A 13,636-nucleotide genomic window follows, 5' to 3' on the forward strand; every position below is an offset into this window, starting at 1 on the left:
ATAACCCATAGAGCGAGCGGTGTCAACAGAACAGCCGGGCGTGCTTCATTCTCGTGCCTTCAAGCAGGCTCTCATGTACCCTTTCTTGGTAGAACAGGTGTAGCAATCGAAAGGAGGCGGCGCTGACCCCAGCCCTTTAGGGTTGACTTCCGCGCTGCAAAAGATGAAGAATCAGGTGCTCGATGATAACCTGTATCATGGGTCTTCCCCTTCGGTTGAGTCGGCGCCAGCGCGCGGCGAGCGCGTGTGGGTCGAGCGCCCTGATGAACTGGCCGCAGCCGTAGAGAGGCTGGCGTCGGCATCGGTGGTGGCGGTAGACGCGGAGTTTATGCAGACGCCGCGCGCCGAGCCGGAGGGGCATCGCACCCAACTCGCGCTCCTTCAGATAGCCGCCCAGAGCGGCGCCGGGCTGGTCTGCTATGTTATTGATGTGCTGCGCCTGGCCGACCTGACCCCCCTGGCCGCCGTGACCGAAGATTCGCTGATTCTCAAGCTCTTTCATGGCGTCGGGGCCGATACCCAGATGCTCGCCCGGCGCGGCCTGGCGGCGGCCTTTACCTGCGATGTGGAGGCGGCTAGCCGCTCCATTTTTGGGCAGCGCGAGTCGGGCCTGGCGGCCATGCTGGAGCGCGCCTTTGGCGTTCGCCTGGATAAGAGCTTGCAGCGCGGCGATTGGAGCCATCGCCCGCTTTCCCCAGCCATGTTTGCCTATGCCGCGCGCGATGCGGAGATGACGCTGGCCCTCTATGACTGGCTCAAGCGCCATTATCCCTGGGCCATCGAACTGCATACCGAAAGCGGCAGCCCGGCTTCCGCAGAGACGACCAGGCTCCCCGTCTGGCTGGAGCCATTTGTGGATGGCGCGCGCAGCCTGCCCCCGGAAGTCGCGGTGGCTGAGGCCGGGCTGACGGATGATCTGGTCGGCCAGGCCCGCGATTGCGCGCTGGCGCTGGCGCTCTTGCGCCACCCTGGGCGGCGCGCCCGGCTGATGCGGCTCATCAGCGATCTGGGCCTGGCGCAGCTTGCCCCGCAGATGCTGCCTGCCCTGGCCGCGCCCGCCGCCGAAGAACGCGCCGCTGCCGCGCGAACGCTGGGCCGCCTGGCGCGGCTGGGCGCGCCTGATGTGGCGGATGCGCCAGAGCGTCTGCTGGCGTTGGATGAAGACCCGGTGGCCGAGGTGCGCAAAGCGGCGCGCCTGGCGCTCGATTGGTTGTTGAACGACGCCGTACCCGGCCAGCGTTATGTCATCCGTCGGCCAGGGGAAGGCCCGGCCTCCTGGACAGTTGGCGCTGAGTCTGTTAATGAATCCGCTGCTGACCCGACAGATGACTGGCGAGCGGCTCTGCTGGGGCTGATGCCGGACACCAAAGACGACCCGGCGTAGTTTCAGTGAATGGATGCGCCGAACGCTGTTGGCCCTCTTCTTAAACACTGCCCCCCTTATAGCGATAGACGTTCTGATCGGTAAATCCCAGCAGCACTGGCGAACCGGAAAGAGGCGTAATCAGCAGCATCCTGAGCCGGTAGTTTGTGGTGGGCGTTGTCAGCCCTTCGGGATAGGGGGCAATGACCTTCCAGGCCGCGTCAGTGAGCAGCGAAACCCCGGCGGTCATGGTCACGCTCTGACGTATCCCAGCCATATCCAGCACATGGTAGAAGGCGCCGTTCGCTGTGGTCCCAAAGTTCCGCCAGAGATTATCTTCTTCGAGCGGGTCGTCCCAATCAACCTTGAGCGAACTCTGCCCGGCGTAGGCGTCCGCGCCGCAGGGTAAGTTTGTTATATTCCCTCCTGTAAAAACGGCTGGTAGGCGCGTCCAGCTTGTCCCCTCATCGGTCGAGCGCAGTGCTTCTCCAAACCCTTTGGTGGCTTCGGCTGCTGCTTCTTGCTTGTTATACCCGACGGCGTAGAGCGTCGCTGGATGATTCAGCGCCAGGCAAAACGATGGCTCGTAGGAGTAATTGTTTACCATCACCACCGCGATAAAGCGCCAACTCTGGCCTCCATCGTCCGAGCGGCAGAGTGTCGCCTGGCGAACGAGGGGGTCTCCTGGCAAGTTCAGCTTGAGTGTTGGGGGTGTCCCTGCGCAGCGAAACTCTTTGAGGTCTACGGCGCTGTAGAGCGTCTGCGGGCGCTGGGGATTGATTTGCACATAGACATGCTGCTGTTCGCCCGCAACGGGATACCAGCGGATCCAGTGCTTCAGGTCCGCTGTCCAGTAGCCTTCGACATAGAGCCGTCCAGCCATGATCTGGATCACAGGAACGGCCAGGTTGGTATTCCAGCGGGGCGGGTCTGGCGCCTGCTGCCAATGCTGGCCTCCGTCCCGGCTGACATAGGAGTGATACGACCCGTCCAGAAGGACCAGGGCATCTGCATTGGTTGGGTCCACTTCGAGACGGCAATTCCCCGTCGCTTCCGGCAAGGGGTAGGCCGTCCAGTGCAGGCCCTGGTCATTGCTGCGATAAAGATCGTGCAGCACCGCAGGCATATCCTGATAATTGGTTGTATCCCGGCACAGATAGAGTCGTTGCGCGTTCGCGGGCGACCAGGCGATCTGCGGCATATAGGGGGGATCAGCGCCGTAGGCCGCTGGTGGCGGTGGTGGCAGGGCGGGCAGGGTCCACAGGCGCTGCCAGGGGCTATTGGGGGCCAGCCCTTCGGTGGGGGTCGGCGCTGTGGTTGAGATTATGGTCGCAGAGCTTGTCGGTGTGCCACCAGCGCCAGTTGGATGCTGCGTTGGTGGCAGAACGTTACGGAAAATGAGAATATCCGCCACAATCAAGACCAACACTACCGCTGCAATAAGCAGGCGTGTGCTGGGGCGAAGAAAGACACCCGGCATCCGACGAGGACGAACGGGCAGCGAGGACGGTTCTGTTGACTGGCGCACATCGATCCGGTGCAAGCCGTTCTCTGCTGGCGCTGTATCGTGATTCATGGTGAGACCTCCCTATCTAGCTGCCGATAAACCGCCCGCAGCGTGACTAATCCACGACCAACACGCTTGTGAGCCGCCTCTGTGCTGATGCCCAGCCGGGCGGCGATCTCCGCGTAACGCTCACCGCCTACAAAACGCAAGAGCAGGCACGCGGCGTCTTCGCGCGAAAGACGGTTCAGCAAGTATCTCCAGGTAGCTATCTTCTATAGCAAGAGAGACGAGTAAAACCGGCCAAAGTTCTCAACGTGATACAATAGCTTTTGCGCGCCTGGCGCATTGATCGCTCTGGAAGCACTGAGATAGATAAAGACCATGAAACCACTTGTTGCCATTGTTGGGCGGCCCAATGTGGGCAAATCAACTTTTTTTAATCGCATGATCGGCGAGCAGCGCGCCATTGTGGAAGACCTGCCTGGCACCACTCGTGATCGCCTCTATGGTGACACCGATTGGAACGGGCGCGACTTCACACTGATTGATACCGGTGGGTTGGAACTGGGCGTCTCCGATGACATCACCAGCCGCATTCGCGCGCAGGTGCAGCTTGCTATTGAAGAGGCCGATGTCATCGTCTTTCTGGTGGATGCCCGCGCGGGCATTACCGAATCCGATACGGAGATTGCCGATATGCTGCGGCGCTCCGGCAAGCCGGTGGTGCTGGGGGCGAACAAGGCCGACAACGCCACGCGCCGCCAGGAAGCGGTGGAGTTTTACGCGCTGGGGCTGGGCGAGCCGATTACGCTTTCATCCAGCCAGGGAACGGGTACCGGCGATGTGCTGGATGGCATTACTGACGCGCTGCCTTCGGCGGAAGCAGAGGAAGAGGAAGAGGCAGAGGTTCCGCGCGTGGCTATCGTGGGCCGCCCGAACGTTGGCAAGTCCAGCCTGGTCAATGCTGTGCTGGGGACAGATCGGGTGATCGTCAGCGATACCCCCGGCACGACGCGCGATGCCATTGATAGCGAAGTGGAACACAACGGACAGCGGCTCATTCTGGTGGATACGGCGGGCATTCGGCGGCGCGGGCGCGTTGGTCCGGGCGTCGAAAAATACAGTGTGCTGCGCGCCACGCGCGCCATCGAACGCTGCGATGTGGCTGTGCTGCTGATTGACGCGACGGAAGGCATCACCGCCCAGGATACGCATATCGCGGGCGCGATTCACGAGGCAGGCCGGGGGGTGGTCGTGGTCATCAACAAGTGGGATATTATCAAGGAGAAACGCGCCCGGCATCGCGCAGGCACAGCGCCGCCGTTGGAAGACGAGCCGCCCGATGCCCAGGCGTTCAAGGAAGCGATCAAGCGCGACCTGAAGTTCATCCCCTACGCGCCGATGGTCTTTGCCGCCGCCAAAACGGGCTACCATATTGCCCCGATTCTGGGGGCGGCGCTCAAAATTGACGAGGAGCGCAAGCGCCGCATTCCCACCGCCAAACTCAATGAGGTGGTCAAAAGCGCCACGCTGCGCCATCCGCCCGCGCATAGCAAGGGGCGCATGCTGCGCATCTATTACGCGACCCAGGCCGAGGTCAGCCCGCCAACGTTTATCTTCTTTGTGAACGACCCGGAACTACTCCACTGGTCCTATCAGCGTTACCTGGAAAACCAACTGCGCCTGGCCTTTGGCTTCGAGGGTACGGCTATTCGCCTGCGTTTCCGCCAGCGCGAGCGCAAAGAGCGCGACGAAGCGATGTGAGCCGCTTTCGCGCTTTACGGCGCGCCCGCTAAAGAGAGCGGCAGCGTGAACCAGAACGTTGCGCCCTGGCCCGGCTCGTTGGTCACGCCGACCTGCCCCTGATGTTGTTCGATCAGCATTCTGGTGATATAAAGCCCCAGCCCCAGCCCTCCGGCAGTGTCGCCCTGTTCCCGCATGCCAGGCACGCGCTGAAAACGCTCCCAGATGCGCTCCTGGTCTGCGGAGGGTATCCCCGGCCCCTGATCGCGCACCCAGACGCGCGCCTGCCCAGGCGACGAATCTACCCCAACCAGCACTGGCGCTGTCTCTGGTGAGTATTTCAGCGCGTTCGTCAGGTAATTGATGATCGCCTGTTTGATGAGGTCGTCATCAATCTCCACAAACAGCGCCTGGTCAGCCGGAGTAAGCATACGGATGACGCGCTCAGGCGTCAGTTTGCGCTGCTCAACCAGCACCTCCTGAACGATAGCGTTCAGATCGACGTGTTGCAGCCGCAGGTCCAGTTTTCCTTCTTTGATGCGCGAGGCATCCAGCAGGTCTTTAACCAGATGCTCCAGCCGAAGAATCTGGCGCTCCACCGGCATAAGCAGTTCCTGAAGAGAGGGCAGAACGGTCTGGTGCTTGCCCTCAGACCCTGAGATTCCGAAGAATGCGCGTTCTCGTAAGCGGCGCTGGATCAACTGCACCCCCAGTTTCATGCTTGCCATCGGGTTTCGCAGTTCGTGGCTCACCATACTCAGGAACGTATCCATCTGGCGGTTGGACTCGTCCAGCGCCAGGGCATGAGCGCGTGCGTCTTCGCGCTCGTGCAGCAGGCGCTCGCGCTCCACCACCAGCCCCACCAACTGCGCGGTTGCGCCAGCGAGCGCAATCTGCTGCTCCGTGAAGGTCTGCGCGAACCTGCTGGGGTTAAAGATGACCATCCCAATCATGGCCCCACCTAGCTGCATGGGCGCTACGACAGCCTGGCGCGCCTCAAAGAACGCGGCGAAGTCCTCATAGGGTGGCTGGGTCACATCCAGCACCAGCGTTTCTCCGGCTGCCAGGCGCGCGAGATGGGTCAGATCGGGGGGCCTATGTACCCAACCAGCGATAATGGTGCGCAGCTGTTCTTCCTGATCCGACATATAGCCTACTGTCCCCAGTACCTGCATTCCCAGCGTCTGGGGGTCCAGGGTGATGATGCTCGCTACCGGGCAGCCCAAAAGCGAACAGGCCAGCTCGGCCAGGTGTCGCCCCACCAGCAGCGACTGTTCCTCATTTTGCTGAGGATGCTGCACCAGCAGTTCAGCCATGCGCAGCAGGGCCTTGAGCGCGTCCTGCGTCTGCTGCTCTAACTGCCGCCGCTCGGTGTCATCATGGAGGACGACAACAGCCCCTATCACGCGGCCTGCCGCATCGGTCATCGGCGCGCCTCTCAAGTTCACATACACATCGCGGCCATCTCGCCTGCGAAAGATCTGCTCCTCCCCCAGCGTCTCCCCCCGCAGCAATCGGAGCGTAGAAAACTGGTCCAGGGGAATGGGCTGGCCGTGCTCATCTCGGAGATACAGAGCCTGGAGTCGCTCCTGCGGGGACATCGTATACAAAGCCGATCCGGCAGGCCAACCCGACAGGGCAACATAGGCCGGATTGGCACGCAAAATCGTCCCATCACTCCTGAAGACAGCCAACCCCTCGTTCATCGAAGTGAAAATGGCTTCTAACTCTCTGGCGTGCGCGGCTGCTTCGCGCTCCAGTCGTCGCTGATCGGTGACATCATGGATGACTTCGACGGTTCCCATCACGCGACCAGCCGCATCAGTCAGCGGCGCGCCGCGCACGATCACGTCTCTATCTTGCCCATCCCGACGCCGGAAGATTTGCTCCTGAGTCACTGACTCCCCCCGCAGGTTTTGTGACAGCGGCAACTGCTCCTGCGGGATGGGCTGGCCCTGCCCATCCCGAATCTGTAAGATCTGATACCGCTCCGCTCGAGGCAAGGCGTGAAGGGGCGAATCAGTGGGCCAGCCTACCAGGGCCGCATAGGCCGGATTGCTGCGCAGAATGGAGCCATCGGCCCGATGGACGATCAGTCCATCGTTCATCGAGGCGAAGATAGCCTCCAGTTCCAGCACCCGCGTCCGCAGTTCCTCTTCCAGCCGCCGCCGTTCGCTGATGTCGTCGAAGGTAGCAAAGACGCGATACGGCTTCTGCTCGTTTGGCCGAAATTCGGGGATGGCTGTCACCTTGAACCAGCGATACGCTTGCTCCTTGGAACTGAAGACCCCGACCACATCACTCACGGTCTGGCCGGAATGCAGGGCGCGCATCGTCGGGATCGCCGCGCCTGGAAACAGCGAGCCATCTTCGCGGATCACCTTTCGACGTGCGTTTTGCGTCGTGTGCCCCTGAGCCTCTTCCTCCGTCATCTCCAGCATACGCAGCGCCGCCGGGTTCGCCGAAAGAACCTCGCCGTCGGGTGAGTAATAGATCACCCCTTGCGCCATCGTCTCAAAAAGCTGGCGATATTGCTGCTCAGATTGCTGAAGCGCCGCTTCGGCAGCTTTGCGCTGGCTGATGTCCTTGATAACCGCGATGAGGTATTCGGGCGCGCCCGCCAGATCCCGCTTGAGCGAGCATGTCAGCGAAGCCCAGACCAGGCTTCCATCCTTGCGTATATAGCGTTTTTCAAGGGTATAGGTCGAGATTTCTCCGGCCAGCACCTGCTGAAGCGAGACCAGATTGGCGTCCAGGTCTGCGGGATAGGTCAGTTCCTGAAAGGAGAGATTCAGAAGTTCCTCACGAGAATGACCGAGAATCTCACAGCATTTCTGATTGACGCGCAGCAGACGCCCATCAGGCCGGACGTGGGCCATGCCCACCGCCGCCTGATCGAAGGTGGCGCGAAAGTCTTCCTGGCTGGCCTGCACATCGGCCCGCAGCTCCTCAAGCCGGGTAATGTCTATATCCACCCCAACCCACTCGCGTACCGTCCCGTCAGCGTCCAGGGCCGGATATGCCTGCGCCAGCATCTTCCGGTACTGCCCATCAGCGCGGCGCACGCGATGCTCACGGCGGTATGGGCGCCCGCTGGCAACCGCTGCTGCCCAGTCTGCCAGGGCGCTCTCGCGGTCCTCTGGATGGAGGGCGGCTAGCCAGCCATTGCCGGTGGCCTCCTCAACAGTCTGCCCGGTGAAGGCGCGCCAGGAGGCGAGGTCGATCCCTTCCCCTTGCGCGTCAGCTATCCAATAGACTTGCCCCGTTGCCTGGGCCAGCGCGCGGAAGCGCGCTTCGCTCTGCGTGAGCGGGGCGCCATCGGCGACAGAGGAACCTGGCGCAAAAGCGTGCCTGCCGTAAGGTGGAAGCATCGGGAGGGCTGCGTCTGGATCGCTCAGCATAGTCTTCTCTCATCTATCTCTGCCAGCCTGGCAAACACCTACCTACCGACGGTGTGAGGGAGGGTCAGATGGAGCTATAGCAGCAGCGCATCTGCTTTTTCAGCCTCTCCATCGGTAAAATAGGGGCCGTTTCCAGGGCAGAGTGTATCTGAAACGCGCAAAAGGACGTTTCAGATACGCCTGCCCCACTTATGTACCAGGCTGCGCAGGTTCAGCACAAAAATATGCCTTGCATTGTACGTCATCTCCTCCATTCTCGCAAGAGGCTCTACAATCTGGCGAAGATTACCAACCTGGCGGAGATGCTTCCAGCCCTGCTCAGCGCAGTTGGCGACAGTCGGTTGGCCCGCTCCCGTTGTGTAGTCCGAGCGCAGTGCTGGTGTGCAGCGGCGCGTGTCCTGCCAGCGATGTCGGGCCTCTGGTTGTCAGCCCGGTCTGCGAGACATAGACATTGTAGGTGTTCCCATCGGCGGGGAGGATAATGGCGTTGCCATAGGACGCCTCGACAAAAGGATGGAGCCAGCCCCCCTGGTTCTGGATGGTCTGGAAGAAGTTGTCGTCGCCGCCGTTCAACGGAACGACCGTCTTATACCAGGTGCTTTCCTGGGTCGTGTCGCTGTACTGGCCCTCCAGACGGGTGAGCTTATAGCCGGTATGCAGGCCCAGGATATTCAGCCAGCCGGGGAAGCGCACGATGTCGCCCTGCAAGAGCCAGCGGTCGCCGCAGACACCGTCGGTTTCGTGAGTGGTGACGTTGCCATGCTGGTCGTAGAGGGTCAGTTCCACGCTCATGTAATTGGGGACGTTCGCCAGCGCGGTAGCGCGAACACGGGCTACCAGAATCTCGCTGGTCAGCCCTAGATAGCTCTGGAGGATAATAGCCAGATACAGGAGCGAGATCGCCACCAGCAGCAGCAGGGAGCCGCTGATTGCTCGCCCATAACCGAAGCGCCTCCTGCGCCGTATGCCGTCTTTGTCGCGTTTGCCGCGTGCTATCTCCGTTGCCACCCAGGCCAGCAGCCCCACGCCGCACAGGCCAATCAACAGGACGAACACTTGCGGAAGACCAAAATCAAATGGGATCGTCACATCGGCAAGCGGCGAATGAATACCCATGAACCCCTCCTTCTATCAAATGCACTATTACATGCAGATGTTCTCTGCGAGATCGCTCTAGCAAGCCAGGAAGCATTTCCGGGGCCAATTGTGCCAGGAAGCTGCTCTTGTTGAGCAGCCGGAAAGAAGCTGTGGCCCGTCCATTATACCAGGGAAGTGATGAAATGGAAGCAGGTGTGGCTGGCGCTTCTACCAAATCTGAGGTGTTGGCAAGCGAGGCATGGTACTTGTAGCGCCGCCCCCCTTCGGGAAGGGCCGCTTGCCTCGGCTGGGCCTGCGGCCTGGACCGCTTGCGGGAACTGGGTTCCCGCACTCTCCCTCGCTGCGCTCGGTCGCGCGGTCCAGCCTCGGCATGCTCGCTCCCGTTGGTCGCTCGCGCGTCCCTCCTGGCGGCTCAACGCTGGCCTGCGGGTACGTTGGCCTGGAGGGCAACCGCTCGCCCTGGCGCAGCGGTGGCCGCCTGGAAGGCGGCGCTACAAGTGACCCCCGATAATTGGTGGAACCTGGCTGGCGCTTCGGTTGGATGATGGGCCAAAAAAACGCGCGCCCGTGCTAAAATAAGCTGTTGGATCGTTACTTGTGTATGTAGGCGCAAGGGCTGCCCCTTGTTTTTTTTGTGGGCATGCTGCGTGCATGCCCAGGGACATGTCCAGGACAATACTCAGAAATAGAATAGAGGCTCTCTCATAATGATCCGCGTTCTCTCTTATAATATTCTGGCCGGTGGAACCTGCCGCAGCGACTCACTGAAAAAGATGCTGAAAGCGAGCAATGCCGATATTATAGGTCTGGTGGAGGCTACCGACGACCGCCTGGTGGAAGAACTGGCGGATTCGCTGGGCATGGAATATCGCCTGAGTGGCCGGGCGAAAGACCCGGAGGGCCAGCAAGGCGCGCTGCTCAGCCACTTTCCCATTCTTTCGACGAAGACCTCTATCACCCCGCTGCTAACCAAACAGCCCCTTTTAGAAGTCGGCATTGAAACGGCTGATGGGCGGCCCCTCACCGTTTTCGTAGCCCATATGACGGCAGCCTTTAGCAAGGCGTGGGCTGCCAGCCTGAAGCGCCGCCGCGAGATGGCGGAAATCCTGCGTATCATGGCGGCTCATCGAGGAACCAACCATCTCTTGATGGGTGACTTCAATGCCATTACCCCAGGCGAGCGCGTCAAGGGGAGCTTGTTTTTACGCTATATGACTGACCCCGACCTGTATTATCGTCTGGCGTCGGGCGCGGCGCATGGCCTGCCCAACCTCAACTATGTGCTGCCGCGCCCGCTGCGCTTTGCGAAGCCGCTCTTGATCGCTGCTCCCAAAAGCCGGGCGCTGTGTGCGCTCTTTGATACTATCGATCCGCTTTATGCGCCGCGCGGCGGCTTTGACCTGCTCAGCCAGGCCGGATATGTGGATTGTTTTCGCGCGCTGCATCCCCGCGAACCCGGGTTCACCTGGCCTTCGGCGCTGCCCGCGGGCCGCATTGATTATATCTTTGCCAGCCCAACCCTGGCCGGGCGGCTTTCGGCCTGCGCGGTGGAGACGCGCGGCGATGACATAGACGGCGCAGCGGCAAGCGATCACCTGCCAGTCTCCGCCGCGTTTTGTTAGACCCTTGCGCTGATGTGGTATACTTTCTTCTGAGGCCAGGGAGTGGCGTTTCCCCTTGGAACACTGACTCCAGGCGCGCGGGAGTAACTCAGGGGTAGAGTTCCTGCCTTCCAAGCAGGCTGTCGCGGGTTCGAATCCCGTCTCCCGCTCCACTCCTCTTCACTACCGGCTCCTTTTGGGGAGCCGGTTTGCTATCCCTTCCCTGAAGCGAACCTTTCCCGTTTTCGCTGCGATGCCCGCTTTCTCGCATACGAAAGACGTTTCCTTGACAATTATCGTAAGCTAAGTGTGGCCCCTTTGGATCTCAATTCGTGCAAGGAGGACCGTTATGAACTCCCAACCGCCATCTGAACAACCGCCATCTGAACAACCGCCATCCGGGCAACCATCCGGGGAGCAACCGACCCAGCCTGTATCCCAGCCATTTCAGCCCCCCACTCAGGTGTATCCCCAATCATCTCAACCACTGCCTTATCCCCAATCATCTCAGCCCTACCCCTATCCCCAATCATCTCAACCGCTGCCTTATCCCCCTCCGTCCCAGCCTTACTCCTATCCCCCAGGGCCACCCAACCAGTGGCAGATGCCTTACCAGCCGCTGCCGCCACAGATGCCCCCAAAGCGTTCTCGTAGTGCGCTTTGGATTATTCTGGCAGTGGTTGCCGTTGTCGTGATTGGCGGCATCGCGGGGATAGCAGCCATAGCAGGGAACGGCTCGAAGAACAGCCCTACCACATCTGGCTCGACCCCTGGCGCATCCACCGTGCCAACTGCTGGCCTGACGCCTACCGTTCAGCCAGGCGTTGGAAACCACAAGGTAGGCGAAACGGTGAGCTACGGCGATCAGTGGCAGGTGACGATCAATACCGTTTCTTCCTATTCCGGCGACCCCAGCCAGTTTGACCCGACGCCAGCGGCAGGCAATACCTTCCTGGTTATTGATGCGACGCTCAAGAACCTGCAAAACAAGGCCCAGCCGCTTTCGACGCTCCTTGAGTTTGAACTTCGTGATACACAGGGCAATGCGTATGATGAGGGCTTTTTGCCCAGTCTTCAGTTGCCAGACGGTACGATTCCTCCCAATGGCCTGGCGCATGGCACGTGGGGCTATGAGGTGCCAACGAGCGCCCACACCTTCACGCTCATCTTCAGCGCCGACTTTGGCACAACGACGATTATCTGGGACATTTCCTTATAGCCGTAGCCCAGGATAACCCTGCGATAGCCCCGTGTTCGTCGGGTCGGTCTGATTTCCGGCCCTTTTTGGCTATAAGGCTTCTTCCTTGAGGCGCCTGTGCTATACTGGAAGGGCGCGGCTAAACCCGCGCAGGATGCTGAAAGGAGACGAAGCCGGGAATCATGGAACCGCGTGAACCCATCCAGCCGCCCAGGCGCGTCATCTCTCGTGGCATGTGGATGAGCGTCTGGGCTGTCATCGGCCTTGCCGCTGTGTTGTCAATTGGCCTGCCGCTGGCGCTCGCGCCCGACGTGGCCCCGCCTGCGCAGGCTCAGCAGACTCTCAAAGAGACCGCTGTGGCGACGCCTCCTCCTGCGCTGACGCCAACCCCGACGCCAACTTTCTCTCCGCCGGTCTGGCTCTCCTCCTCCAGAGCGCAGATCGACGCCAAAGTGATCGGCGTGGGCGAGGATGCGCAGGGCGCAATGGCCGCGCCAAAGGGGCCAAATGATGACCCGATCTGGTTCACCACGTTCTGGTGGAAATATGGCGCAAAGCCAGGGCAGATTGGGAACGCCGTGATCGCCGGGCATCTTGATCGCAAAGATGGGTCGCCTGCGGTTTTCTGGCGCCTGCACCTGCTCCGTAAAGGCGATTCGGTCTATGTGCGCACGGCTCAGGGCGTTACATGGCATTATGTTGTCACCGATGTTGAAACCTATCTGAATCCCGATACCGGTCCCAACGACCCGGTGTTACAGCACATCTTTGGGCCTGCCACCACCGCCAACCTGAACCTGATCACCTGCGCTGGTGATTGGACCGGCAAAGAATACACGAAGAAGCTGGTTGTGTATACCACCCTGGTCCCATAGGCGCGGGCAGCGTGAGAAACAGGAGAGCCGCATGGCAGACGCGCAGCAACCAGAAACCGGCTTTGCCACCGTAAACGGCGCAAAGCTCTATTACGAAAGCGCGGGCGCGGGTCGTCCGCTCGTCTTGCTGCATGCCGGGCAGGTGGATTCGCGCATGTGGGATGACCAATTTGGTGTTTTTGCGCAGCATTACCGGGTGATTCGTTACGATGCGCGCGGCTATGGCAAGTCGGATTGGCCTGCCGGGTCTTACTCCAATAGTGAAGACCTGTATGGGTTGCTCCAATTTCTGGGTATCCAGAAAGCTGCGCTGATGGGCCTATCGCTGGGTGGGCGCGTTGCCATTGATTTCGCGCTGACGCACCCGGAGATGGTTGCTGCGCTTATCCCCGTCGCCCCTGGAGTGAGCGGCTATACGTTTGCGGATAATCCTGTTGATGCCGAATCTGAAGCGGCCTATAAGCGGGGGGATTTTGCCCAGGCCGCTGAGCTTGTCACCAGGATTTGGGTTGATGGCCCCAATCGCGCGCCAGATCAGGTTGACCCCAGCGTGCGCGAGCGTGCGAAGGCGATGACGCTGGAAGTCTTCTCGCGCCCTGGGCCGCAGCCAGAGCCAGAAGAAGTGGAGCCAGACCCTCCGGCCATCTCCCGGCTGCGCGAGATTCAAGCGCCGACGCTTATCATCGTGGGCGATCAAGATGTTCCCGATATTCTGACGATTGCTGATCTGCTGCAAAAGCACATTGCGCATGCCGAAACCCTGGTGATTCCGGGCGCGGCCCATATGGTCACGATGGAACAGCCGGAAAAGGTGAATCAGGCGGCGCTTGATTTTCTGAGGTGAGGCAGG

General features: G+C 60.7%; 11 protein-coding genes and 1 tRNA gene. 8 read left to right on the forward strand and 4 right to left on the reverse strand.

The window, feature by feature from the left end:
* Positions 1 to 175 precede the first annotated feature (175 nt).
* Positions 176 to 1,384 carry a hypothetical protein gene (locus VH599_16635; GenBank protein HEY7349947.1) on the forward strand — a complete coding sequence of 403 codons (1,209 nt, stop codon included), beginning with the start codon at positions 176 to 178 and terminating at the stop codon, positions 1,382 to 1,384.
* Positions 1,385 to 1,424: 40 nt separating this feature from the next.
* On the opposite strand, the gene VH599_16640 is transcribed toward VH599_16635, so the two are convergent.
* Both VH599_16640 and VH599_16645 read right to left on the reverse strand, forming a co-directional pair.
* On the reverse strand, positions 1,425 to 2,939 hold the full coding sequence (locus tag VH599_16640; GenBank protein ID HEY7349948.1) for a hypothetical protein: 1,515 nt from the start codon (positions 2,937 to 2,939) through the stop codon (positions 1,425 to 1,427).
* Positions 2,936 to 3,121, reverse strand: a complete 186-nt coding sequence (locus VH599_16645; GenBank protein HEY7349949.1) for a sigma-70 region 4 domain-containing protein — start codon at positions 3,119 to 3,121, stop codon at positions 2,936 to 2,938. The genes VH599_16640 and VH599_16645 overlap by 4 nt, the downstream gene beginning before the upstream one ends.
* 130 nt (positions 3,122 to 3,251) lie before the next feature.
* Here VH599_16645 and der point away from each other — a divergent pair, with 130 nt between their 5' ends.
* Positions 3,252 to 4,634: a ribosome biogenesis GTPase Der gene (gene der / locus VH599_16650; protein HEY7349950.1), complete on the forward strand. Its 1,383-nt coding sequence runs from the start codon at positions 3,252 to 3,254 to the stop codon at positions 4,632 to 4,634.
* A gap of 14 nt (positions 4,635 to 4,648) precedes the next feature.
* On the opposite strand, the gene VH599_16655 is transcribed toward der, so the two are convergent.
* On the reverse strand, positions 4,649 to 8,014 hold the full coding sequence (locus VH599_16655) for a PAS domain S-box protein (protein ID HEY7349951.1): 3,366 nt from the start codon (positions 8,012 to 8,014) through the stop codon (positions 4,649 to 4,651).
* Positions 8,015 to 8,332: 318 nt separating this feature from the next.
* On the reverse strand, positions 8,333 to 9,130 hold the full coding sequence (locus VH599_16660) for a hypothetical protein (GenBank protein ID HEY7349952.1): 798 nt from the start codon (positions 9,128 to 9,130) through the stop codon (positions 8,333 to 8,335).
* 220 nt (positions 9,131 to 9,350) lie between these two features.
* On the opposite strand from VH599_16660, the gene VH599_16665 reads away from it, so the two are divergent.
* From VH599_16665 to VH599_16690, 6 genes are all read left to right on the forward strand, one after another.
* On the forward strand, positions 9,351 to 9,623 hold the full coding sequence (locus VH599_16665; GenBank protein HEY7349953.1) for a hypothetical protein: 273 nt from the start codon (positions 9,351 to 9,353) through the stop codon (positions 9,621 to 9,623).
* Positions 9,624 to 9,819: 196 nt separating this feature from the next.
* The gene (locus VH599_16670) at positions 9,820 to 10,734 is read left to right on the forward strand and encodes an endonuclease/exonuclease/phosphatase family protein (protein ID HEY7349954.1); all 915 of its coding nucleotides are present in this window, start codon (positions 9,820 to 9,822) and stop codon (positions 10,732 to 10,734) included.
* Between the two features lie 77 nt (positions 10,735 to 10,811).
* Positions 10,812 to 10,886, forward strand: a tRNA-Gly gene (locus VH599_16675).
* A 176-nt stretch (positions 10,887 to 11,062) separates the two neighbouring features.
* Positions 11,063 to 11,932, forward strand: a complete 870-nt coding sequence (locus tag VH599_16680; GenBank protein HEY7349955.1) for a DUF4352 domain-containing protein — start codon at positions 11,063 to 11,065, stop codon at positions 11,930 to 11,932.
* A gap of 161 nt (positions 11,933 to 12,093) precedes the next feature.
* Complete coding sequence (locus VH599_16685) at positions 12,094 to 12,786, forward strand: class F sortase (GenBank protein HEY7349956.1); 693 nt, start codon at positions 12,094 to 12,096, stop codon at positions 12,784 to 12,786.
* A 31-nt stretch (positions 12,787 to 12,817) separates the two neighbouring features.
* On the forward strand, positions 12,818 to 13,630 hold the full coding sequence (locus VH599_16690; GenBank protein ID HEY7349957.1) for an alpha/beta hydrolase: 813 nt from the start codon (positions 12,818 to 12,820) through the stop codon (positions 13,628 to 13,630).
* Positions 13,631 to 13,636: the final 6 nt, after the last annotated feature.

Source organism: Ktedonobacterales bacterium (assembly GCA_036557285.1).
In the GTDB taxonomy this organism is placed as follows: Bacteria; Chloroflexota; Ktedonobacteria; order Ktedonobacterales; family DATBGS01; genus DATBHW01.

Bases quoted from the DNA above. Each gene is read 5' to 3' on its own strand.
- VH599_16640 (HEY7349948.1), bottom strand. From the start codon at position 2,939: ATGAATCACGATACAGCGCCAGCAGAGAACGGCTTGCACCGGATCGAT.
- VH599_16670 (HEY7349954.1), top strand. From the start codon at position 9,820: ATGATCCGCGTTCTCTCTTATAATATTCTGGCCGGTGGAACCTGCCGC.
- VH599_16690 (HEY7349957.1), top strand. From the start codon at position 12,818: ATGGCAGACGCGCAGCAACCAGAAACCGGCTTTGCCACCGTAAACGGC.
- der (HEY7349950.1), top strand. From the start codon at position 3,252: ATGAAACCACTTGTTGCCATTGTTGGGCGGCCCAATGTGGGCAAATCA.
- VH599_16680 (HEY7349955.1), top strand. From the start codon at position 11,063: ATGAACTCCCAACCGCCATCTGAACAACCGCCATCTGAACAACCGCCA.
- VH599_16655 (HEY7349951.1), bottom strand. From the start codon at position 8,014: ATGCTGAGCGATCCAGACGCAGCCCTCCCGATGCTTCCACCTTACGGC.
- VH599_16660 (HEY7349952.1), bottom strand. From the start codon at position 9,130: ATGGGTATTCATTCGCCGCTTGCCGATGTGACGATCCCATTTGATTTT.
- VH599_16685 (HEY7349956.1), top strand. From the start codon at position 12,094: ATGGAACCGCGTGAACCCATCCAGCCGCCCAGGCGCGTCATCTCTCGT.
- VH599_16665 (HEY7349953.1), top strand. From the start codon at position 9,351: ATGGTACTTGTAGCGCCGCCCCCCTTCGGGAAGGGCCGCTTGCCTCGG.